The sequence below is a fragment of the Streptomyces sp. MA5143a genome (assembly GCF_900290235.1).
Lineage (GTDB): Bacteria > Actinomycetota > Actinomycetes > Streptomycetales > Streptomycetaceae > Streptomyces.
Genome location: NZ_OLMK01000009.1, coordinates 204,649 through 226,231 on the forward strand (window position 1 = coordinate 204,649; position 21,583 = coordinate 226,231).

Genomic DNA, 21,583 nt, shown 5'->3' on the forward strand with positions numbered 1-21,583 from the left:
AGGTCGCCGACCGTGGGAGCGCGCTGCTCCCCGTCCGGAAGTCCTACATGGGTGGTCGCGGCTCAAGCCTCGGTGCCGCCGACGATCCGGCTCCCGTACGGGGTGACCGGCTGTGAGTTACTCCTCCGGACGTGCCCGTCGAAGCCCGCCCACCATGGAGCTCCAGACTCTGGCGTGTCGCATAAGACATCGGCCTGTCGAGCCGCTTTTGTACAGAGCAGCCGTGGCGGCCGCGTCCGCGGGCGGATGCCGGAGCGTGACTGTTCACGGATTGACGCTCACTGCGGTTATTACCAAGCTGGTGGGGGGCTGTGGAAGGGGCTGCGGTCGTGAGTGGTGGACAGAGTGAGCTCACCCGATTGCTGACGGCAGCGGAGACAGCGGCGCCGGCGGACGCCGTCGACGTGATCGCGGAGGACCTGCGGCGGCGTTTCGAGGCCACTAAGGTCTCTTTCCTCATCGTGGACCTGACGGGGAAGGCGGTGGCTCGGCTGTCCACCGCTCCCACTCAAGGTGGGCGGCAGGCCGAGCGGGTTCCCCTGTTCGGCAGTGTCTACGAGGAGGTGATCCGTACCCAGCGCCTGTATCAGGACGCGACCGGCGAGGGGCAGCGGGTGATCGTGCCCGTCACCAACCGCGGGGATGCGATCGGGCTGCTGGAACTGCTCCTGCCGACCGGCCCTGGCGAGGACGTGCTCGACGCAGTCGGGGAAGCCGCCCACATCCTGGCCTACATCGTGATCGCCAACGGCCGCTTCACCGATCTCTACACCTGGGGCAAACGCTCCAAGCCGGCCACCCTGGCAGCTGAAATCCAGTACCAGCTGCTGCCCCTGTCGCTGTCGTGCGAGGCCGCACAGTTCACCCTGTGCGGGAACCTGGAGCCCTCCGAGGACCTCAGCGGCGACACCTTCGACTACACCGTGGACCGCGACACCTTGCACGTGTCGGTGACCGATCCCATGGGCCACGACATGGATTCCGCCCTGGCCGCCACGGTCCTGGTGGGCGCCCTGCGCGGGGCCCGCCGGGCGGGCACCGGCCTGGGCGAACAGGCCCACCGGGCAGACCAGGCACTGATCGAACACGGCCACGGTCATGCCACCGGGCAGCTCCTGCGCATCAATCTCCATACCGGGCGGGCCCAATTCGTCAACGCCGGTCATCCCTGGCCGCTGCGCATGCGCGACGGGGCTGTGGAGACGATCACCTGCGAGGTGGACCATCCCTTCGGGCTGTCTGAGCTGACTCCCCACCCGTACCGTGTGCAGGACCTCGACCTGCGGCCCGGTGACCGTCTGCTCATGTTCACCGACGGCATGCTCGAACGTCACGGAGAGAAGGTCGATCTGCCCGCCCTGCTGGGGTGCACCCGGAATCTGCACCCGAGGGAGACCGCGCTGGCGCTGACGTCCGCGGTCCGGGACGCCGCCGACGGCCGGCTCGAAGACGATGCCACCGCCGTCTGCCTGGACTGGCACGGCCCCCAGGAGACCCAGCGGCACGTCAGCAGCGGCGCAGACACCCGGCAAGCCTCAGCCGCACGCACGAAGGACCAGTCGTGACCTGGGTGAACAGTGCCAACGCGAATGAGACATCACGAGGTGTCTGGAGAACCGTCCCACTTCTCCTCGGCGGCCCACCCATCGGGCGGCGCCGGGTCGGTGGCGGGGGCCGCGAGCATCGGGTCCGGCAGCGCCCACATGCGCCATGCCTTCCACGCGGGCGCCCCCTTCGTGCGGTGCTGCTGTTCCCCATTACTCGAGTAGACCGAGTTCCCAAGCACTCGCCGGTGCCTTTGCCGAGCTGCTAGGCAGCCTCTTTGGCAGCCCGCGCCATGACTTGCGGACAACCGTGCACCAGAATGAGGGCTCGAAGCCGTTCGTGCGATGGCCGATGGAGGGCGACCGTAAGGCGGCCCAGACGGCTGTCTGTCATTGCCGGTCGCGAGTGGGCGGGGTGTCAACTCATTCTCAGCCTGCTCCGGCCAGGTTGGGCATTGGTTCGGGCGAAGCCATCCGGCTGTGGTCGGTAGATGCCGATACGCCGGGATCGATGCGACGGTTGCGCGATGCCGTCCCGGACGGGGGTCTGACTCTTGAGATCTTTGACCGAAGTGTCCAGTCACAGGCTTGTCGACCGTCGTTGCGGGCTGGCTTCTGCTGTCACCGAGCCACAGGGCGTGTCCCCATAGGGGCCTTGCCGAGTTCCAGGCGCCATCACGGTTCAGACCGCCCGAGCGGGCCGGTGCCATCCACTCAGCGTGTCACCCTGCGGGAGGCGAACCACATGACGACCAGACAGCGCAGCACCTCCTCCAGTACGGATCCTCCCGTGCGGAGAGAAGTCGTGCTCGGCGTGGACACGCACGGTGAGGTGCACGTCGCCGCCGTGGTGTCCCCGCTGGGCAAGATCCTGGGCACCGAGTCCTTTCCGGCGACGGTGGCCGGCTACCGGCGGCTGCTCGTGTGGGCCCGCAGGCGGGGGACGGTGCGCCGGGCCGGTGTGGAGGGCACCGGTACCTTCGGCGCGGGCCTGTCCCGCTACCTGCTGACCCAGCAGATCCAGGTGTTCGAAGTGAACCGGCCCGACCGCACAGCCCGCCGTCTGCTCGGCAAGTCGGACCCGCTCGATGCGCAGGCCGCAGCGCGAGCCGTGCTCAGCGGTCGCACCCGGGCCCAGGCCAAGTCCGGCGACGGACCCGTGCAAGGCGCCCGGATCTACAAACTCGCCAAGGACTCCGCGGTCAAGGCCCGCACACAGGCGATCAACCAGCTCAAGGCCGTCCTGGTGATCGCCGACCCCGCCCTGCGGGAACGGTTGTCGAGCTTGGGCAATGCCGAGCTGTTCCGCACCTGCGCGACCCTCAGCCCACCCGATGGTGGGGGAGACGAGGACGCGGTGACCCAGGCCACCCACCTGACATTACGCATGCTCGCCGAGCGCATTGAGCAGCTCACCGGGCAGATCAACGAGCTGAACCAATGCCTGACCCGGCTCGTCGAACGCCACGCGCCGCAACTGCTCGTACCGATGGGCATCGGCCCGGACAGCGCCGTCACTCTCCTGATCACCATGGGGGACAATCCCGAGCGGCTGAACACCGAGGCGTCCTTTGCTGCCCTTTGCGGAGTCAGCCCCATCGAGTACTCCTCCGGGCGGCGCATCACGCGACGGCTCAACCACGGCGGCGACCGGCAGGCCAACGCCGCCCTGCACCGCATCGTGTTCACCCGCCTGCGTCACGACCCGCGCACCCAGGCGTACTACGAACGCCGCACTCAGGAGGGCAAGACCCGCCGTGAGATCATCCGATGCCTAAAGCGATATGCCGCCCGCGAGGTCTTCAACCTGGTCAGACCGGTTTCTCGCGCCCCCGCGTTATAGGGGCGTCCGTGAGACGTGAGAGGGTCTGGGGCGTGAGTGAGACACCCCCGAACACCCTGCAATACCGCTTTGACGGGCCAGAAGACGCTCCGGTCCTGATCTTGGGTCCCTCACTGGGTACCACATGGCACATGTGGGACAGGCAGATCCCCGAACTGACCAAGCAGTGGCGGGTCTTCCGGTTCGACCTGCCGGGCCACGGCGGTGCCCCCGCGTACCCCGGCGGTTCGGTCTCCGAGCTGGCCGCCCGGCTGCTGGCCACGCTGGACGCGGTCGGTGTGCAGCGCTTCGGCTACGCGGGCTGCGCGCTCGGCGGCGCCATCGGCGCGGAGCTCGCGCTGCGCCACCCCGACCGCATCGCCTCCCTCGCGCTGATCGCCGCGTCGCCGCGCTTCGGCACGGCCGACGAGTTCCGCCAGCGCGGTGTGATCGTACGGACGAACGGCCTCGACCCGATCGCGCGTACGTCCCCGGACCGCTGGTTCACCGCCGGGTTCGCGGCGGCGCAGCCCGCGATCACCGAGTGGGCCGTGCAGATGGTCCGCACCACCGACCCCGGCTGCTACATCGCCGCCTGCGAGGCCCTCGCCTCGTTCGACGTCCGCGCCGAACTGGGCCGTATCGGAGTCCCCACCCTGGTCCTCGTCGGCTCCGACGACCAGGTCACCGGGCCCGCCGAGGCCCGTACGCTCGTCGCGGGCATCCCGGACGCCCGGCTCGCCGTCGTCCCCAGCGCCTCGCACCTGGTGCCCGTCGAGCAGCCCGCCGCGGTCACCGACCTCCTCGTCCGGCACTTCTCGACTGCCTGGCAGCCGGCGTACGACTCGACCACCGGTCAGATCGCCATCCCGGCGGCGCCCGCCAAGCCGGCCCTCGCGGTCGCCGTGCCGCAGCAGAGCGGCCCCGTCGCCGAGATCGCCCCGGCCGCCGTCCAGCCGGAGGCGACGGGCAGACCCGATCCGTACGACGCCGGGCTCAAGGTCCGCCGCGAGGTGCTCGGCGACGCGCACGTCGACCGGGCGCTGGCCACGGCGGACGAGTTCTCCGGGGACTTCCAGGAGTTCATCACCCGCTACGCGTGGGGCGAGATCTGGGACCGGCCGGGCCTCGACCGCCGCTCCCGCAGCTGCGTCACGCTCACCGCCCTCGTCGCAGGCGGACACCTCGACGAACTCGCCTTCCACACCCGGGCCGCCCTGCGCAACGGGCTCACCCCGAACGAGATCAAGGAAGTCCTCCTCCAGGCCGCCGTCTACTGCGGCGTTCCCGCCGCCAACAGCGCCTTCAAGGTCGCCCAGCAGATCATCCGGGAGGAGACCACCCCCGAGGAGTGACCCCGGCAGCGGGCCCGTACGGGCCGGCGACCCGACTTTTCGCATACCGGCGGGGGCCCTCGGGCGTCCCGCGGGGGGCAGGATGGGGGCATGACCATGAAGCTCACGAAGAAGTCGCACGCCTGCGTCCGTCTGGAGAAGGACGGACGCACGCTCGTCATCGACCCCGGCGGGTTCAGCGAGGAGGACGCGGCGGTCGGCGCGGACGTGGTCCTGGTCACGCACGAGCACCCCGACCACTTCGACGAGGGACGGCTGCGCACGGCCCTGGAGGGCAACCCGGCCGCGGAGATCTGGACCCTGCGCTCCGTCGCCGAGAAGATCTCCGCCGCGTTCCCCGGCCGGGTGCACACCGTCGGCCACGGCGACACGTTCACCGCCGCGGGATTCGACATCCAGGTGCACGGCGAGCTGCACGCCGTCATCCACCCGGACATCCCCCGCATCACCAACGTCGGCTACCTCGTCGACGGCGGCCGGGTCTTCCACCCCGGCGACGCCCTGACCGTCCCCGACCACGCCGTGGAGACGCTGATGCTCCCCGTGATGGCCCCCTGGAGCAAGATCTCCGAGGTCATCGACTACGTCCGCGAGGTCAAGCCGCAACGCGCCTACGACATCCACGACGCCCTCCTCACCGACCTGGCCCGCCCGATCTACGACCGCCAGATCGGCGCCCTGGGCGGCGCCGAGCACCTCCGCCTCGCCCCCGGTACCTCGGCGGACCTGTAGGGCCGAGGAGTGGGGGACCGGGCGGGACGGCGTTGTCGGACCCGCCCGGTAAGTTGTGGGGCATGCGTATCGCCACCTGGAACGTGAACTCGATCACCGCCCGCCTCCCGCGGCTCCTCGCCTGGCTGGAGACCAGCGGCACGGACGTGCTGTGCCTCCAGGAGGCCAAGATCGCCGAGGACGCCTTCCCCTTCGACGCGCTGCGCGAGAGGGGCTACGAGGCCGCGGTGCACGCCACCGGCCGGTGGAACGGCGTGGCGGTGATCTCCCGCGTCGGCCTGGAGGACGTCGTCAAGGGCCTGCCCGGCGACCCCGGCTACGACGGCTCCGTGGAGCCCCGCGCGATCTCCGCCACCTGCGGCCCGGTCCGCGTCTGGTCGGTGTACGTGCCGAACGGCCGCGAGGTCGACCACCCGCACTACGCGTACAAACTCCAGTGGTTCGAGGCCCTCAAGGCCGCCGTCGCCGGTGACGCCGCCGGCAGCCGCCCCTTCGCCGTCATGGGCGACTACAACGTGGCCCCCACGGACGACGACGTGTTCGACGTCGCCGCCTTCGAGGGCGCCACCCATGTCACCCCCGCCGAGCGCGCCGCCCTCGCCTCCCTCCGCGAGGCCGGCCTCTCCGACATCGTCCCGCGCCCCCTGAAGTACGAGCACCCCTTCACGTACTGGGACTACCGCCAGCTGTGCTTCCCCAAGAACCGCGGCATGCGCATCGACCTGGTCTACGGCAACGAACCGTTCGGGAAGGCCGTGAAGGACGCGTACGTGGACCGCGAGGAGCGCAAGGGCAAGGGCGCCTCGGACCACGCGCCGGTGGTCGTGGACCTGGACGTGTAGCGGCCCCGCGGACCACCGCTCAGAGCAGTCGCAGGTCCACCGACTCGGCCAGCGCGGCGAGCCCCGCCTCGCCCGGATGCAGATGGTCCCCGCTGTCGTACGCGGGGAGCATCCGCGCCGGCCGGTCGGGGTCGCGCAGCACCCGGTCGAAGTCCAGCACCCCGTCGAACGCGTCGTTGCCGCGGATCCACTCGTTGACCGCGACCCGGTGGGCGTCGGCGGCCGCCGTGCAGCGGGCCTCGCCCTCGCAGGGCGCGATCGTCGCCACCAGCATCCGCAGACCGTGTGCGTGGCCCCGGGCGGCGATCTCCCGCAGCCCGTCGACGACCTGGTCCGCGGTGCCGCCCCAGCGGACGTCGTTGACGCCCTGGAAGACGACGGCGGTACGGGCGGACGTCTGGGCGAGGACGTCGCGGTCGAGGCGGTGCAGGGCGCTGACCCCGCCCGTGTCGGTGGAGACACCGTCGCCCGGGTAGCGGTCGGTGACCACCCGGTTCGCGGAGATCCCCTGGTTGAGGACGCCGTAGCGGGGGACCCGGCTCTGCTGCCGCAGCCGGTCCGCCAGGATGTCCGGCCAGCGGCGGTTCGCGCCCACCGTCGTCCGCTCCCCGTCGGTGATCGAGTCGCCGAGGAGGACGACCGACCCCGGCCCGCCTCCCACGTCGACGCCCGTCAGCAGCGGCCAGGTCGTGATCGTCGACGTGTAGGGCGCCGCCGAGCCTTCGCCCGCGTGATCGCCCGGCTCGCTGACGTACGAGGTCTGTTGGGCCAGCCGGTGCACGGGCGCGGCCGGCACCGTGCCGGGCAGATGGAAGCTGACCAGCAGATCCCTGTCCGGCGGCACCTCGAAGCCCAGCGGATCACTGAAGGCCTGCGCGCCCGCCGGGATCTCGGTGCCCGCCCGGCCCCCGAACGACAGCGGTACCGGAGCCTCGAGCGCGGCGGCCCCCTCCGCCCGCAGGGCCACCGTCGCGCTGCCGACCCGCACGGGCGTCGACGCGAACGTGTTGTCGAGCCGGATCCGTACCCGGGGCCCGCCCGCCGAGGTGTGCACCACCAGCCGCAGGGTGCGGTCGGTCCACGGGCCGACGGCGGTGTAGCCCGAGGTGGAGGCCGCCCAACCGCCGGTCCAGCCCGCTGACTCGGGCCGCACCGACAGGGCGAACACATGCAGGTCCCGGTCGCGCGGCAGCGTCACGGAAGCCACCTGCCGACCCCGCGCCAGGGGCACGGTGACGACGTACAGCCGAGCCTTCTCGGTGAGTTGCCCGCCGGGCGTGTTGATGTGGGGGAGGGCGACGGCCTTGGTGGCGAGCGGGCCGGTGCGCCAGTCCGGGGCGGTCAGCCGGTACGAGGAGCGGGCGCCGCCGGTGTAGCGGACCGTCCCGGTTCCGCTCGCGTCGGCGCCGCCCGTCGCGGCGACCAGGAAGGCGAGGGCGTCGCCCCGGCCCCGTACCCGGACGGACTGGCCGTCGGCCCGTACGTTGTCCGCCTCGCCCGGGGCGCGGTCCGGCCAGGTCAGGCGGGCGCCCTGCACGGTCAGCGCACCGCCCGGGGTCCAGCCCGCCGCCGTCAGGTCCCGCGCCGAGAGCGAACCGCCCGAGCCGTCGAAGTCGGCCTCACCGGGCCGGGCGTCGTCACTGACCGCCCGGTTGTCGAACAGCCGCGCAAGCGGGACCGGCTCGCCCGCCCCGCCGGTGGCGGCTCGGGCCGAGGCGACGGGGGCGACCCCCGCCAACAGGCCCAGTACGACAGCCGTTCCCCAGACGCGTCGACGCACGCGTGACCCTCCCGCTCCCCTGATGACGACGGATGCGCCACGAAACTAAAGAGGCGTCAGGGACCCGTCAATGAGGCAGGCGCGAACCGGGCGGGAACTCCGGGCGAACAGGCGATATCCGCGCGCCTGTGGTGCGAAGGGCGGTGCGAATGACACGCTGACCGCATGAACATCCCTTTCCTGGGCAACTGGCGCAAGAAGCATGGGCACGCCCTGGGAGTCGCGGTGATATCCGCCGGCGAGGACGAAGGGGACGACAACGGTCACGAACGCCACGAGCGCATCGTCGAACTCCTCTCCGAATGCGAGCTGCTGCGCGCGCAGGCCCAGCAGGCAGGCGTCGAACTCGACGACTCGGCGGCCTCGTTGGAGGCGCTCGACCAACTGGTGCCACGCTGGCGCGACGACGAGGAGACCGCCACCTGGCTGGGCAACGACGCCGGGCTCTACCTGGGTACCGTCGTGGTCCGGACCGTTCCGGGCGCCCGCTGGGAGATCTGGCCCAATGGCCAACCGGTGGTGCGGCTCGCCTCCGGACGGGAGATCCACGTGGTCGAGGCCGGACACGAATGGGCCGACAACGGCGCCCCCGAGCTGTCGCAGCTGTACGCCGAGATCGCGGAGGGATGAGCGGGGCCGGACCCGGCGCGTGCCTGACAATACGGCTAATCCCCGACGGTGCGTGTCGCGTACGGAGCCACCTCGCGTGCGGATAGTTTGCGGCACCTGCGACACGACACGGCCGAGAGCGAACAGGGCGGGCAGTGCATGGCTGTCGATCCGCTGATCGAACTGCATGGTGTGAACAAGTACTTCGGGGAGCTGCATGTCCTCCAGGACATCGAGCTCACCGTCGGCCGGGGGGAGGTGGTCGTGGTCATCGGCCCCTCGGGGTCGGGGAAGTCGACGCTCTGCCGGGCCATCAACCGGCTGGAGGCCATCCACTCCGGGGAGATCCTGCTCGACGGGCAGCCGCTGCCCGCGGAGGGCAAGGCCCTCGCGGCGCTCCGCGCGGACGTCGGCATGGTCTTCCAGTCCTTCAACCTCTTCGCGCACAAGACGGTCCTGCAGAACGTGTCGCTCGGTCAGGTCAAGGTGCGCAAACGGAAGAAGGAGGACGCCGACCAGCGCTCCCGCGCCCTCCTCGACCGGGTCGGCCTGGCCGATCAGGCGCCGAAGTACCCGGCACAGCTCTCGGGCGGCCAGCAGCAGCGGGTGGCGATCGCGCGGGCGCTGGCGATGGAACCGAAGGTCATGCTCTTCGACGAGCCCACCTCCGCCCTCGACCCCGAGATGATCAACGAAGTCCTCGAAGTCATGCAGCAGTTGGCACGCGAGGGGATGACCATGGTGGTCGTCACCCACGAGATGGGCTTCGCCCGTTCCGCCGCCAATCGTGTCGTCTTCATGTCCGACGGGCGCATCGTCGAGGACCGTACGCCCGACGAGTTCTTCACGAATCCGAACAGCGACCGCGCCAAGGACTTCCTCTCCAAGATCCTCAAGCACTGACCGCCGCCGCTGGACCAGGCGCGGGCCTCGACTACGATGAGCGGTTCCTCCACTTGGGGGTGACCGAGGCCGAGGACTCCATCCCGGTCGCACAAGGGGACGCTGCTGCCAGGCGCGCAGTAGCCAGGGGCCAGGCCCGCCCGGCGGCAGCCGGAGATCACTGCTCGCGCAGCGGGATCGACACGTACGACGGGTCGTTCGGCGGCGAGGAGAAGGTCAGCTGCGCGCCGGACGGGTTGTGCTCGATGTAGAGCGGGTCGACCGTGTCGACGACCAGGGCGAGACGGTGGCCCGCCGGAACGTCGTAGGCCGTGGAGAACAACTCCAGGTCCACGCCGAACGGCTTGCCGGGCGTCTCGCCGTGGAAGGTGTACGGCGCGTGGCTGACCAGCTTGCCGAGGCCGAGCGGGCCCACGTCGTACAGATAGGCGACGAGGGTGCCGCTCTCCTTGGTGGCCGTCACCGTGGTGTGCAGTGCGGCGGTGCCCCGCACCCGCTGCGCGGTCCGGTACTTCTCCGACTGCCACACGGCCGCCCAGCGGCGCGGCAGCAGCGGGATCGAGGCCACGGGCGGCAGTTGGACGACCTGGTCGAGGACGCTGGACAGGAAGACCACCCCGCCGTTCGCGCCCGAGTCGACGTTCGCGTGGATGGTGGTGCCACTCGCGAGGGCGATCTTCTCGCGGGTGGCGGCGACCGACTTCCAGTCCGGATACCCCTCGAAGGCGCCGCCCGTACGGGACTTGAGCCGCACGGGGTGTTCGTCGTCGATGCCGTTGGCCTGGCCCCGCAGATAGTGGTCGAACCAGCGGCGGGTGTCCGTCCACACGTCGTTGGGCAGCCCGAACAGGCCCGTCAGCTCGGTGGTGGCGTGGTCGCCGGGCCGCAGTTCCAGGCGCTTGGGGCCGGTGAGCTTCTCGTAGAAGTCGGCGTACTGGTTGGGCGGGAAGATCGAGTCGCCCCAGCCGTTGGCGAGCATGACGGCCGTGCCGTTGGCGTTGAGGGCGTCCACATAGGTCTCGGGGGAACGTTTCTTCCCCCACTCGATCATGTCCTGTTCCTTGGCCAGGTTGGACGCGTAGAAGTTCTTGAAGATCTCCTGGAGCTCGGGGCTCCGACGCCCCGTGATCCGGCCGGCGCCGTCCAGCAGACCGGCTGCCTGGAGGTGCTGGGTGCGTCCGGAGTAGATGGAGTCGATGAGGTCGGCCCAGCCGCTGAGCGCGGCGACCGCCTTGACCCGCTTGTCGTGCGCGGCGGTGAGCAGGCTGATGCCCGCGCCGTAGGACAGTCCCGCCATGCCCACGCGGCGCGCGTCGGCCGGGGTGTGGGCGAGCGCCCAGTCGATGACCTCGGAGGCGTCGGCTATGTCCGGTGGTCCGGCGACTTCTATGTACCCGCCCGACTCCCAGAAGCCCCGTACGTTGTAACTGACCACCACATAACCGGCCTTGGCGAGCTGCTGCGCCTGGGCCAGATACTCGACCTGCGGCAGCCCCCAGCTCGTGGGGAGCACGAGCAGCGGGTAGGTGCGGGAGGCGTCGGCGGGGGCGACGACATTGGCCTTGAGGACCGTGCCGTCGGTGCTCGTGATGTTGACGAAGCGGGTGGTGGGGGAGTCGGCCGAGGCCGCCTGGGCGGCGGGGGCGAGTCCGAGGGCCGTGCCGGCGACCAGGGTGGCCGAGACGGCCCCCACGGTCGTCGTGCGCAGGGCCTTCGCCGTGCGCGATGTCGTGCCGTGCGGGTGTCTCACGGGTCGCTCCTCACTCGTGTCAGTGCAAAGTGACCCGACGGTAACCGTCGCGGCTTACCAGAGGTAACTCCTCGGTAAGTTACGTGACGGTAACAGTTGGCGTGAACGTGTCGGCGGGTTGGCCCGTCCCGGCGCGGGGCCCGGCCTACGAGGCCCGATGCGTCGCCTTGGCCGGGAGTGCCGTCGGCGGGGTCTGCGCGGCGCGGGTGACGTCCGCGACCAGTTCGACGACATCGGGCCCGTACGCCTGGGAGTTGACGACCTTCAGCAGGAGGACGAAGCTGCCGGTCCCGTACTTGCGGTGGAGCCGCTCGTGGTGGCGGGCGAGGTAACGGGCGGCCGCCTGGTTGGTGATGGCCCGCTGGCCGCAGAACAGGAAGACCGGCCGGGCCTGGTGGGGCTGGCCGGTGGTGAGCCGGGCCAGCAGGACGTGCTCGGTGACCCCGGGCTCCAGCCGGTAGGTGTCGTCGCCGATCAGCAGGGCCGCACGGTCCGGGCCGGGCTCGGGGTCGGTGTTGAAACGTATACCGGGCAGCATGGCCCCGATGTGCGCGGCCATCCGGCGACTGGAGCCGGGACCGCCCACGCAGAACTCGGTGCGTTCGCCGAAGCCCTGCTGGGCCGCGTCCTGCGTGATCATCTGGGCGTGCGCACCGCAGTCCTTGATCAGGGCGGACAGCTCCAGCAGCGCGAACACGTCGAAGCGGTGCACCGCCATGTCCGCGCTGGACGGATCGCGGTTCACCACCAGCAGCGACTCGGAGTTCTCGGGCAGTCCGAAGAACGCCTGCTTGCGGCGGAGCCTGCGCTTCCACAGGTAGGTCCGGACGAACCAGCCCAGCGAGGCACTGATGCCCGCCGCGATCACGCCGAGGACGATATTGCGCACGTCGTCATTCATGGCCGCGCATGGTAGCGGGCGCGACCGAATACTGTCCGAATCCGTGTCCGATTCCTGGACCGGCTCCGCCCCGGGGTCTGCTCGGCGACCTGTGCGGATCGCCCCGTACGACGCCCCGTGGCGGGCGGGTGGCGGGGCCGCCAGTTGGCCGAGACGCCGCTGACGGCGGGACGGCGGCCACGTTAGTCTGCGCGAACGGTCGTTGACTGGAGGTACGGATGCGTCTGCGTCGCCCTGTCGCGCGGAAACTGACGGTTCTTGCGGCGGTGTCCGCCGTGGTGTCGGTGGGAGCGGCGGCGCCGCCGACGTCCACCGCGACGGACCCCGTCGAGAAGGTGCCGCTCGCCGTCGGCTACGGAGGTGCCGTCGCGAGCGTCGACCCCGACGCCTCGGCCGCCGGGATCGAGGTCCTCAGGAAGGGCGGCAACGCCGTGGACGCGGCCGTCGCGACCGCAGCCGCCCTCGGTGTCACCGAGCCGTACTCGGCGGGCATCGGCGGAGGCGGCTACTTCGTCTACTACGACGCCGAGTCCCGCAGCGTGCACACCGTCGACGGCCGAGAGACGGCGCCGCTCAGCGCCGACGAGAGCCTCTTCCTGGAGAACGGCACGCCCATCCCGTTCGCCGAGGCCGTGACGAGCGGACTGAGCGTCGGCACGCCGGGCACCCCCGCCACCTGGCGGACCGCGCTGCGCAACTGGGGCAGCAAGCCGCTCGCCAAGCTGCTCGGGCCCGCCGAGAGACTCGCCCGTGACGGCTTCACCGTCGACGCCACCTTCCGCGCCCAGACCGCCGCCAACGAGGCCCGGTTCCGCACCTTCCCGGCCACGGCAGACCTCTATCTGCCCGGCGGACAGCTGCCCGTGGTGGGCTCGACGCTGAAGAACCCCGATCTGGCCCGCACCTACGCCGAGTTGGGCCGTGAGGGCATCGGGGCGCTCTACAAGGGCGACATCGCACGGGACATCGTCGCCACCGTCAACAAACCGCCCGTCGACCCCGCTTCGGGCTACAACGCCCGTCCCGGCGACCTGACCGCCGCGGACCTCGCCGCCTACCGCACCAAGAACCAGGCGCCCACCAAGGCGTCGTACCGCGGGCTCGACGTGTACGGCATGGCCCCCTCCTCCTCCGGCGGCACCACCGTCGCCGAGGCGCTCAACATCCTGGAGCGGACCGACCTGTCGAAGGCGAGCGACGTCCAGTACCTGCACCGCCTCATCGAGGCGAGCCGTGTGTCGTTCGCCGACCGGGGGCGCTGGGTGGGCGACCCCGCCTTCGAGGACGTACCGACGAAGGGACTGCTGTCGCAGCGGTTCGCCGACTCCCGCGGCTGCCTGATCAAGGACGACGCGGTGCTCACCAGCCCCGTCGCCCCCGGCGACCCGCGCCACCCGGCGGCCTGCCCCACGGGCGGCACCGCCGCGCCCACCACGTACGAGGGCGACAGCACCACCCACCTCACCGTCGCCGACAAGTGGGGCAACGTCGTGTCCTACACGCTCACCATCGAGCAGACCGGCGGCAGCGGCATCACCGTGCCCGGCCGTGGCTTCCTGCTCAACAACGAGCTGACGGACTTCTCCTTCACTCCCGCCAACCCGGCCGTGCACGACCCGAACCTGCCGGGGCCGGGCAAGCGGCCGCGCTCGTCCATGTCACCGACGATCGTGCTCGACAAGCACGGCAAGCCGGTGGTGGCGCTCGGCTCGCCCGGTGGCGCGACCATCATCACCACCGTGCTCCAGACCCTCACCGGCTTCCTCGACCGGGGCCTGCCGCTGGTCGACGCCATCGCCGCGCCCCGCGCCAGCCAACGCAACCAGACCACCACCGAACTCGAACCGGGCCTGTGGAACAGCCCTCTGAAGGGACAGCTCGAAGCCATCGGGCACGCCTTCCGGCAGAACCCCGAGATCGGCGCGGTCGCTGGCGTCCAGCGACTGCCGGGCGGCAAGTGGCTGGCCGCCGCCGAGACGGTACGCCGCGGCGGCGGCTCGGCGATGGTGGTGCACCCGACGCGGTAGTCCGTGTCACCACACTCTTCTTCGGGCGTATCTACTTGAGGGTTTTCGGCGTCAACTCACGGGATCACCGGCAGCTCGACAGGTCTTCACAGCAGACTGGCCTCCCAGCGATGAAGGAGGGCCGATGGGCGTCAAGAAGATTCTCACGATCACCCTGGAGATCGAGGGCAACGAGAAGGTGACCCGGCACAGCCGTGTGAACGACACGTACGGTGAAGTGGTGGTGGCCGCCATGGAAGCGGCTCGCACCCACATGCCGACGGACAGCATCGACCAGATCACCACTCACGCCCGCTGGGAGTACCGGCACTGGGACCCCAAGCCGATCACTTACCCCAAGGGCCAAGTTCCGGACATGGAGGACTTCGAAGACGACGAGGTTGAGTGGCTGGACGAGGACTGACCGAACGAAGAGCCCCGACCGCCACGAGGCGATCGGGGCCTCTCCTCGCGGGTAGGGGGGAGCCATCTGTGATCAGTCGGCCTCTACTCCGCGAAGGGCTCTGGGGAGCTGGATTATCCGGGGCCGGGTGTCCATCCGCTCCATCGCGCGCTCGTGCATGGTCAGCAGCTCCTGTACGCACTCCCGGCAGGCGTACAGAGGGGTCTCGCCCTCGTCGCTCGTGATCTCACCGAAGCGGGTCACCTGGACCCCCTTGCGGGGGCAGCGGAAGCACGAGCCCATCTCGTACTCGTACGCCGCGATCAGGACGCCCATGCGGTCCGAGGGGGCGTGTTCGGGAAGCTCGGTCACCTGAGCCGGCTGTCTTCCAGGGGAACGGTGACCGTCAGCCGGTCGGGGTTGTTCTGGGTCCACTCAGGCCCCCCGCCCGTGAGAGGCCGCACGAAGTAGACGCCGCCGGAGACGTCCGTGACCATCCCGGTTCGGTCCGCGTCCTCGTCGTGGACCTCGTCGCCCAACCACGCCTTGCCGTCCTTCACCGCTCGACCTCGACCTTCAGCTCAGCCCAGACCGTCTTGCCCCAGCGGTGGAGGTCCGTGCCCCAGCGGTCCGAGAGGGCGTCGACCAGGACGAGCCCACGGCCCCGGATCTGGTCCCCGTTGGAGTCGTCCCGCAGCTCCGGCATGACACGGGAGCGGTCGACGACCCCGAGGCGGATCCAGCCCTCGGAGGGGCGAGTGACGAGGATCCGGATCGAGGGGAGGCGGCCGTGGTCGACGGCGTTGGAGACCAGCTCGGTGATGACGTTCAGGGCGTCGTCGATCAGATCGTCCTGGTGCCAGGCGGCGAGCGCCGTACGGACCAGTCTGCGCGCCACACCCGCGCTCTCCGGCACGCGATCAACAGTCTGTGAGTATCCGGGGTGCCCCGTGGGGCGTGGCGTTGCGGTCACAGTCATCAGGACCTCCGGGGGGGGGCGGGTGTGAGTGGCCTTACCTGAGTGAACGGCTCCTGGTCCCTGAGCGGCAGGAAAAATGGGCCCGGCGTGCGTCCGGCCCAACCGGAAATTTCTGGCCCATAGCACCTCACTGACGAGGGATCACCTCCTACGGTGGGTACGTGGAGGGGAACGAGAGCCTCAACAGCGCGATGCAGGAGCGCGGCTTAACCCAGGTGGAGTTGGCCGACGCGGTGAACGCCCGGCTGCTCTGCTCCGGGCACGAGGGAACGGTCAGCGACCGGACGATCCGCAACTGGCTGACCGGAAAAACCCAGTGGCCACACCCCAAGCAGCGCGAGGCGTTAGAGGCAGTATTCGGATGTACGGCCGAAGAGCTGGGATTCAGCCCTCCGGCCGGAAGACGACGCCCCACCCCCGAAGCGGAGTCCCCCGTGGACCGTAGGAACTTCCTCACCGCCACCACCGGAACCGCCGCCGCTGCGGTGCCGTTCGTCGGAGCGCCCTCGCAGGTCGGCACCTCCGACGTCCTCCGGCTCCGCTCGGGCCTGGACGCCCTGATGGAGCTGGACGACACCAGGGGAGGCCACGAGGGCCTGGAACGCTCCGCCCTCGCCGGGGCGGCCGAGGCCCTCGACAAGGTCAAGAAGGGTGCCACCCAGCGCATCCGGCTCCGGCTCTTCTCGATCGCCGCCGACTACACCGCCACGGCCGCCTGGAGCGCTCTGGACGCGCGGCAGGCCGACCGGGCCCAGGATCTCCTGGGACGAGCGCTGTACCTGGCCGGGATGGCCCAGGACCCGTGGTGGAGATGAGGGTCTGGAACTCCTACGCGATGCTGGCCCACCAGCGCGGGGAGCACACGGAAGCCGTCGACTCGGGCATGGCCGCCCAGGCCACCTCGATTACGAAGCGGGATCCGCTGTTCGCCTCCCTGGCCCACGCCCGTACGGCCATCGGCCACTCGAATCTCGGCGACCGACAGGCCGCCTTGCGGTCCCTGGGGCACGCCCAGGAGGCCCTGGGCAAGGCGGACCGGGACCAGCCCCGCCCGAGCTGGATGGCCTTCTACGGCCCGGCTGAGCTGACGGCCATGACGGCCATCGTCCGGGACCGGATCGGGGACGCGGCAGAAGCCGAGGCGGCCTCCCACAAGGCCCTGGGCGCGATCCCCAAGCAGTTCCGCCGGAACCGGGCCCTGGCCACCACGCGGCTCGCTCTGGCCCAACTCCACCAGAGGGATATCGACCAGGCATGCTCCACGGCGTCGACCTCCTTCGCGCTGGTGGCGGGCACTCCCATACCGGGCCGGATGCGCTCCCTGCTCGGCGACTTCTACCGTGACTTGATCACGCTTGCGCCGGACGCCGGGGTCGCCCGAGAGTGGGGAGACCGCTACCGAGCCGAATGGAGCCGAGGTTGAACGCCGCCGACCTGGACGTCCGCCGCTTCAGCAACAAGGACCTGGCGCAGATCCGACAGGCCCTGATCGACGTGCACGCGGACGCCTACGCGGATGCCATGAATGACGAGTTCAACCAGCGCTTCCCCTGGTTCGTCGACCACTGGGGCGGTAACCCGGACTTCGATTGCGTGGTCGCCTTCGACGGCGAGGAGGCGGTGGCCTTCGCCTACGGCGCCCCGTCGACTGCCTACCGCGAGTGGTGGCGCGAGCACGTGAAGCCCGCCCCGGAGAAGAGCCGGACCTTCTCCTTCTCGGAGCTGGCTGTCCGTACGAAGTGGCGCAAGAGCGGGACGGCCGAGTTGGTCAGCCGGGCCCTCCTGGACGCGAGGGACGAGGACCTGGTGGTCCTGCTCGTCGACACCGAGCACCCCAAGGTGCAGGCCATGTACGAGTCCTGGGGCTTCCGGAAGGTCGGACAGCGTCAGCCCTTCCCGGACTCCCCTGTCTACGCCGTCATGCTGGCGGAGTTGCCGTTGGGCTAGGCCCCTCCGGTGGGTGGCCCTCGTCCTCCAGCGCCGTACGAGCGGCCTTGGCGAAACCGTCCAGCGGACGTTCGAACCTCCCCTTGTGGTGTAGGGGATGGCCGAGTATGGCTCCGTGTGCCAGTTCGTTTCTGAACTTCCTGGCCTCGTCAGCGAACTCACCCGCAGCCTGAACCACGGAGTCTGGTCCCGCGATGGCGATGTTTGATCGGCGCTTGCGGATGTTCGCCTGAAGCGTCTCGAACTGGGCGAGAAAATCCTCCTTCGGCCCGTACATGGAGTCGATCAGCTCCTGGCCAGCCGCGATGAAGTCCGCGTACGCCTGTGATCGAGGGCCGCGCCTCTCCGTGAGGCTCTCGAACCGGCGCTGGCGTGCTGCTTCCGACTCTTGGTGCTGTAGTTGAAGGCGCGCTGCCCGGAATCCAAACCAACTGGTCCCGAAAGCCGTGAGTCCACCGATGGCCGCACCCAAGACGGCCGCAAGTCCCGCATCCACAGCCGCATTCTGCCCCAGACGCACGAAAGCGCCCCCGACCTCCCCGAGGGAGATCGGGGGCGCTTGGCGTATCCCGCCAGAGATACGAGGTAGGTCCCAGTTTAGACGTTCGGGACCTTGAGCTTGGACCAAGAGGTGGGCCCCGGCGACCACTTGGCGGCCGAGCCGGTGTACCCCAGCTTCCGCTGGAACTTCTCGTACGAGTCGACGTCAGCCTGGCCGAGCTTGGGGCCGGGGCCCTCCTTGTACAGGCCGCAGCACTCGGCCACCAGGCGCTTGCCCATGGCGGTGAAGATCGGGCTCGACTTGCCCAGGGCGGGCTTCGAGCCGCTCAAATTTAAACGCTGGGGAGCTGGGGCTTCAGGGAGCATCGACCGGGTTAGTCGTCGTGTAAGTCGTCATCGACATCCGGCTGGGGAGACCAGAGGAACTCCTCGACATCAGTGAGTAACCGGGCTCCGGACTCGTCCACCAGCGGGATGCTGTTCGCTATGCCCGCCACCTGCATCTCGTGGGGATTCAGGGTGAACCGGCAGACGAAGCACAGGAGACTCTCGGGAGAGGACTGTGCGGGTTCACCGTATGTGATGCGGTTCGGAGGCCCCGTGGTGAGGACTGCGGTATGCCCACAGGCGGGACACTTCCAGGGAACGAAGACCTTGGGTGGGCGCTCATCGGTGACCTGAAGCCCGTAATCCAACTGCGGCCGTGTCGCCACGAAGCCCTCCAAGGCCGCCTGCGGCAGATCCTCGAAGCGCTTCTTGAGCAGGCGACGAGCCTGTTCGATGCGCCGTGCGACGTCCCGCTCCACCTTCTCGTGTGCGTCGCTAAGCGTGATCGAAACGACGTTCGACCGCGAGCCCCAGTAGAGCCCTTGGTTCCGTTTCAAGTGCTCCAGCAGTTGGTTGGTCACTCGGCAGAAGACGGTGAGGCCGTCGAATGCTTCGTCTACCGATGCCATCAGGTGAGCCACGCCGTTCCGCAGCTCGATCAGCTCATCCAGGTCCGGATCACGCTGCGGTAGCACGGCCATGTCCCTGAGGCGACCAATGGCCTGTCCCGCCCCGACCGTCCTGAGCTTGGTCGCCTGGCGAACACCAGTGAGATGGAAGAGGGTGTCGTCCTTGCCCTTCATCTCCATCAGGAGGAAGGGGCTCTTCCTCACCAGGGCGGCCTTGGCCAGCCGCTCGATGCTCACTCCAGCGTGGAGGAGGAAGACCTCTTCATTCTCTGTACTGTGCGCCTCCAACGCTGACCGCGCGAACTTGCGAGCGCCGCGAAGCAGACTCTCGAAGGAGAGCGAATCGTCCATGCCAGGACGGTAACCGCCCCTGCACTACAGCGGCGACTGGTTTGGATTTAGACGGGCGTGACGGTCACGTCGAATACGTCAGGATGTGCCAGATCTGCTATCAGCTCATACGGGATTGCCGCCGGGAGGGGCCAATCGATGGGCTCATCAGGCGGCCACATCTGTCGCAGCGACGGCAGGGGATCATAGGGGGCGAGCTGGTAGCCCTCAGCGACGTCGGGTGCCCGGATGATCTGCACCACCATGCAGCCGATCTTGAGAGTGCTGATCCAGGCGATACCGCTCGTGCCGGCGCTTCCATACCCCTGACACATGATGTCCACGAGAGGGACGGAGTCGTCAGGGGGGTAGTTCATGAAGCCCAGGCGTCCGAGCATCGACCCAGTGGGCTCGCGGACTTCATGGAAGGTCTTGAAGTCATCCGCCGGGATCACGCCTCGGACGTCGGCAGGATGCGTGTGCTGACACATGAGCATGGTCTTCAAGGGCCACGACGCCAGCGCCTGCTGTGCCTCTGCGTCGAGGTGGCACGGGTTTCCGCGGATCAGGTCAGGCAGGAAGCGCCTGACGTCCTCCTCCAACTGGTTCATCCAGCCGCTGTTGCAGTCGGAGCAGACCGCCTTCACCTGCTCGTTCAGCGGCGGAGCGTCGTGGTGCCGAATCGTGTCCACGCTCAACCGAACGTACCGGTGTCGCCGGACAGCCGGATCGAGTGCCACCTTCAGCCATCGTGGAAGAACATGTTCCTTCGTCAGAGGAGTGCCCCCGCAGAAGACGCAAACCTTGGCCATGTGAAGAACATAGATGGCGCCATCTGTCGCTTGATCGGATTTTCGACCCAGTTCCAGGGCGAACCACACCCAGGCACTCCCCGGGGCCGGGGGCCGAGCGGCAGATGGCTACGGCGCCCCCGCTGACGGTCGTCCAGACCCAGGTGCTCCGGCGGGTGAAGGCGGACCTCACCCGGGCTGCCCAGCAGAGGTCCGTCCCGTCATAAAGGCCATGACGCTGTCAGGGCCTGTCCGTATCGTCTTCCCATGGGCACGAACCCGGGCAAGCAGAAGCTGAAGCGCCATCACCACACTGTCCCTCGCCTGCTTCTGCGGCGGTTCGCGGACGGCAAGCGGATCATGCGGGTTCCGCTCGACGGGAGCGAGCCCAAACCCATCGGAATCGGTGACGCGACGGTCCGCAGCCACTTCTACTCGATGCAGGACGAGACCGGGCAGCGCGACGACTCGATCGAGAACCTGTTGGCCGATCTCGAAGACCAGGCCGCCAGGGTGATCGCCAAGGTCATCGACGAGCATGTGTGGCCCCTGCCCATAGACGACCGGGCGGTCCTGGGGGAGTGGGTCGCCGCTCAGTCCGCGCGGATTCCGGCTGCCCGGAAGGCGAACAACGAGATTGCCGACCAACTCCTGAAGATGGAGATCGCCGCTGGCGGCAAGCCCGAAGTGCGCCGCCGCATGGAGGCCCAGGGCAAGGGTCCTGTGTCGGACGAGGACGTGGAGGCCACGTGGGCCGAGCTGACCGACTTCTCCGGCTACTTCGTAGAGCTGCCGGTCAACGACCACCTGCTCACCATGGCGGACGCGATGGTGGTTGCGTACGAATGGATGATGGCCCGCTCGTGGCAACTGTGCCGATTCGGGCGCAGGACGCTGCTGCTGTCCGATCACCCGGTGGCCCTGCTCCGGGATGAGACCGCACCGGCTTGGAGCGGTGTTGGCCTAGCCAACGCCGCCGCGATCATGGTGCCCATCGACCGTCAGGCGGCCATCATCATGACGGCGCCCGGTGGGCAGGACGGCATATTTCCAGCTAGCGCCAAGCTGGCGAAGGAGCTGAACCACCGCTTCGCGTGGAACTCGCGCATCGAGCTGTTCCATCACCCGGACGACAATCCGCTGGCCGGGATCAACCTGCCTCCGGTTCGAGACCGCGAGGCCGAGTTCAGCCAGACCGCCGAACGCTTCCTGATGCCCGAGGGACCGTCGGAGGCGTTCAAGTCCATCTCGTTCGAAGGGCCTCCGCCCAACGCCAAAGCACCTCGACGCGCTCGGGGTTCCAGACGCTGAAGGACCGGACGGCCGAGTGAATGAGGATCTCCCGGATCAGCCCTGACTGAATCAAGGAGGGACGCGAGGAACTGTGGGGGCAGTAAGAGTTGGCCACGGTGCCCCCGCTGACCGCCGTCCA

At 69.3% G+C, this 21,583-nt stretch carries 22 protein-coding genes; 13 read left to right on the forward strand and 9 right to left on the reverse strand.

Features of this window, described 5'->3' with window-relative positions; genetic code table 11:
* The first annotated feature begins 329 nt into the window (after positions 1 to 329).
* From SMA5143A_RS03410 to SMA5143A_RS03430, 5 genes are all read left to right on the forward strand, one after another.
* Positions 330 to 1,565: a PP2C family protein-serine/threonine phosphatase gene (locus tag SMA5143A_RS03410; protein WP_107461340.1), complete on the forward strand. Its 1,236-nt coding sequence runs from the start codon at positions 330 to 332 to the stop codon at positions 1,563 to 1,565.
* Between the two features lie 724 nt (positions 1,566 to 2,289).
* Entirely contained in the window at positions 2,290 to 3,387 is a 1,098-nt protein-coding gene (locus SMA5143A_RS03415) for an IS110 family transposase (protein ID WP_181361700.1), read from the forward strand.
* A 32-nt stretch (positions 3,388 to 3,419) separates the two neighbouring features.
* The gene (gene pcaDC, locus SMA5143A_RS03420; protein WP_107461342.1) at positions 3,420 to 4,721 is read left to right on the forward strand and encodes a bifunctional 3-oxoadipate enol-lactonase/4-carboxymuconolactone decarboxylase PcaDC; all 1,302 of its coding nucleotides are present in this window, start codon (positions 3,420 to 3,422) and stop codon (positions 4,719 to 4,721) included.
* 96 nt (positions 4,722 to 4,817) lie between these two features.
* Entirely contained in the window at positions 4,818 to 5,453 is a 636-nt protein-coding gene (locus SMA5143A_RS03425; RefSeq protein WP_107461589.1) for an MBL fold metallo-hydrolase, read from the forward strand.
* 62 nt (positions 5,454 to 5,515) lie between these two features.
* The gene (locus SMA5143A_RS03430; protein ID WP_107461344.1) at positions 5,516 to 6,295 is read left to right on the forward strand and encodes an exodeoxyribonuclease III; all 780 of its coding nucleotides are present in this window, start codon (positions 5,516 to 5,518) and stop codon (positions 6,293 to 6,295) included.
* Between the two features lie 19 nt (positions 6,296 to 6,314).
* Here SMA5143A_RS03430 and SMA5143A_RS03435 read toward each other — a convergent pair whose 3' ends face one another.
* The gene (locus SMA5143A_RS03435; protein WP_107461345.1) at positions 6,315 to 8,075 is read right to left on the reverse strand and encodes an SGNH/GDSL hydrolase family protein; all 1,761 of its coding nucleotides are present in this window, start codon (positions 8,073 to 8,075) and stop codon (positions 6,315 to 6,317) included.
* Positions 8,076 to 8,240: 165 nt separating this feature from the next.
* Here SMA5143A_RS03435 and SMA5143A_RS03440 point away from each other — a divergent pair, with 165 nt between their 5' ends.
* Positions 8,241 to 8,705, forward strand: coding sequence for a DUF6278 family protein (locus SMA5143A_RS03440; RefSeq protein ID WP_107461347.1), 465 nt, complete (start codon positions 8,241 to 8,243; stop codon positions 8,703 to 8,705).
* Between the two features lie 138 nt (positions 8,706 to 8,843).
* The gene (locus SMA5143A_RS03445) at positions 8,844 to 9,587 is read left to right on the forward strand and encodes an amino acid ABC transporter ATP-binding protein (protein ID WP_055513694.1); all 744 of its coding nucleotides are present in this window, start codon (positions 8,844 to 8,846) and stop codon (positions 9,585 to 9,587) included.
* Positions 9,588 to 9,744: 157 nt separating this feature from the next.
* On the opposite strand, the gene SMA5143A_RS03450 is transcribed toward SMA5143A_RS03445, so the two are convergent.
* Entirely contained in the window at positions 9,745 to 11,337 is a 1,593-nt protein-coding gene (locus tag SMA5143A_RS03450; RefSeq protein ID WP_107461349.1) for an alpha/beta fold hydrolase, read from the reverse strand.
* Between the two features lie 145 nt (positions 11,338 to 11,482).
* Entirely contained in the window at positions 11,483 to 12,238 is a 756-nt protein-coding gene (locus tag SMA5143A_RS03455; protein WP_107461350.1) for a hypothetical protein, read from the reverse strand.
* 218 nt (positions 12,239 to 12,456) lie between these two features.
* Between SMA5143A_RS03455 and ggt the strand changes: the two genes are divergently transcribed.
* Positions 12,457 to 14,265, forward strand: a complete 1,809-nt coding sequence (gene ggt / locus SMA5143A_RS03460; protein WP_107461352.1) for a gamma-glutamyltransferase — start codon at positions 12,457 to 12,459, stop codon at positions 14,263 to 14,265.
* 124 nt (positions 14,266 to 14,389) lie between these two features.
* The gene (locus SMA5143A_RS03465; RefSeq protein ID WP_107461354.1) at positions 14,390 to 14,668 is read left to right on the forward strand and encodes a hypothetical protein; all 279 of its coding nucleotides are present in this window, start codon (positions 14,390 to 14,392) and stop codon (positions 14,666 to 14,668) included.
* A 72-nt stretch (positions 14,669 to 14,740) separates the two neighbouring features.
* On the opposite strand, the gene SMA5143A_RS03470 is transcribed toward SMA5143A_RS03465, so the two are convergent.
* Genes SMA5143A_RS03470 through SMA5143A_RS03480 form a run of 3 tightly spaced genes read right to left on the reverse strand, consistent with a single transcriptional unit; the run spans position 14,741 to position 15,563 of the window.
* Positions 14,741 to 15,019, reverse strand: coding sequence for a hypothetical protein (locus SMA5143A_RS03470; protein ID WP_107461356.1), 279 nt, complete (start codon positions 15,017 to 15,019; stop codon positions 14,741 to 14,743).
* On the reverse strand, positions 15,016 to 15,207 hold the full coding sequence (locus SMA5143A_RS03475) for a hypothetical protein (RefSeq protein WP_107461358.1): 192 nt from the start codon (positions 15,205 to 15,207) through the stop codon (positions 15,016 to 15,018). Before SMA5143A_RS03475 ends, SMA5143A_RS03470 begins: the two co-directional genes overlap by 4 nt.
* Positions 15,204 to 15,563 carry an ATP-binding protein gene (locus tag SMA5143A_RS03480; RefSeq protein WP_308812021.1) on the reverse strand — a complete coding sequence of 120 codons (360 nt, stop codon included), beginning with the start codon at positions 15,561 to 15,563 and terminating at the stop codon, positions 15,204 to 15,206. Before SMA5143A_RS03480 ends, SMA5143A_RS03475 begins: the two co-directional genes overlap by 4 nt.
* Positions 15,564 to 15,787: 224 nt before the next feature.
* On the opposite strand from SMA5143A_RS03480, the gene SMA5143A_RS44535 reads away from it, so the two are divergent.
* Genes SMA5143A_RS44535 through SMA5143A_RS03490 form a run of 3 tightly spaced genes read left to right on the forward strand, consistent with a single transcriptional unit; the run spans position 15,788 to position 17,573 of the window.
* A complete protein-coding gene (locus SMA5143A_RS44535) occupies positions 15,788 to 16,441 on the forward strand; it encodes a helix-turn-helix transcriptional regulator (RefSeq protein ID WP_308812022.1) in 654 nt (217 codons plus the stop codon).
* The gene (locus SMA5143A_RS44540) at positions 16,438 to 17,049 is read left to right on the forward strand and encodes a hypothetical protein (protein ID WP_308812023.1); all 612 of its coding nucleotides are present in this window, start codon (positions 16,438 to 16,440) and stop codon (positions 17,047 to 17,049) included. The genes SMA5143A_RS44535 and SMA5143A_RS44540 overlap by 4 nt, the downstream gene beginning before the upstream one ends.
* Positions 17,034 to 17,573 carry a GNAT family N-acetyltransferase gene (locus SMA5143A_RS03490; protein ID WP_107461362.1) on the forward strand — a complete coding sequence of 180 codons (540 nt, stop codon included), beginning with the start codon at positions 17,034 to 17,036 and terminating at the stop codon, positions 17,571 to 17,573. The genes SMA5143A_RS44540 and SMA5143A_RS03490 overlap by 16 nt, the downstream gene beginning before the upstream one ends.
* A gap of 597 nt (positions 17,574 to 18,170) precedes the next feature.
* On the opposite strand, the gene SMA5143A_RS03495 is transcribed toward SMA5143A_RS03490, so the two are convergent.
* Genes SMA5143A_RS03495 through SMA5143A_RS03505 form a run of 3 tightly spaced genes read right to left on the reverse strand, consistent with a single transcriptional unit; the run spans position 18,171 to position 20,172 of the window.
* Positions 18,171 to 18,404 carry a peptidoglycan-binding protein gene (locus SMA5143A_RS03495; RefSeq protein WP_308812024.1) on the reverse strand — a complete coding sequence of 78 codons (234 nt, stop codon included), beginning with the start codon at positions 18,402 to 18,404 and terminating at the stop codon, positions 18,171 to 18,173.
* A gap of 44 nt (positions 18,405 to 18,448) precedes the next feature.
* On the reverse strand, positions 18,449 to 19,381 hold the full coding sequence (locus tag SMA5143A_RS03500) for a hypothetical protein (RefSeq protein ID WP_107461364.1): 933 nt from the start codon (positions 19,379 to 19,381) through the stop codon (positions 18,449 to 18,451).
* A gap of 47 nt (positions 19,382 to 19,428) precedes the next feature.
* Entirely contained in the window at positions 19,429 to 20,172 is a 744-nt protein-coding gene (locus SMA5143A_RS03505) for a hypothetical protein (protein WP_146193880.1), read from the reverse strand.
* A 246-nt stretch (positions 20,173 to 20,418) separates the two neighbouring features.
* Between SMA5143A_RS03505 and SMA5143A_RS03510 the strand changes: the two genes are divergently transcribed.
* A complete protein-coding gene (locus SMA5143A_RS03510; protein WP_107461368.1) occupies positions 20,419 to 21,462 on the forward strand; it encodes a DUF4238 domain-containing protein in 1,044 nt (347 codons plus the stop codon).
* Positions 21,463 to 21,583 lie beyond the last annotated feature (121 nt).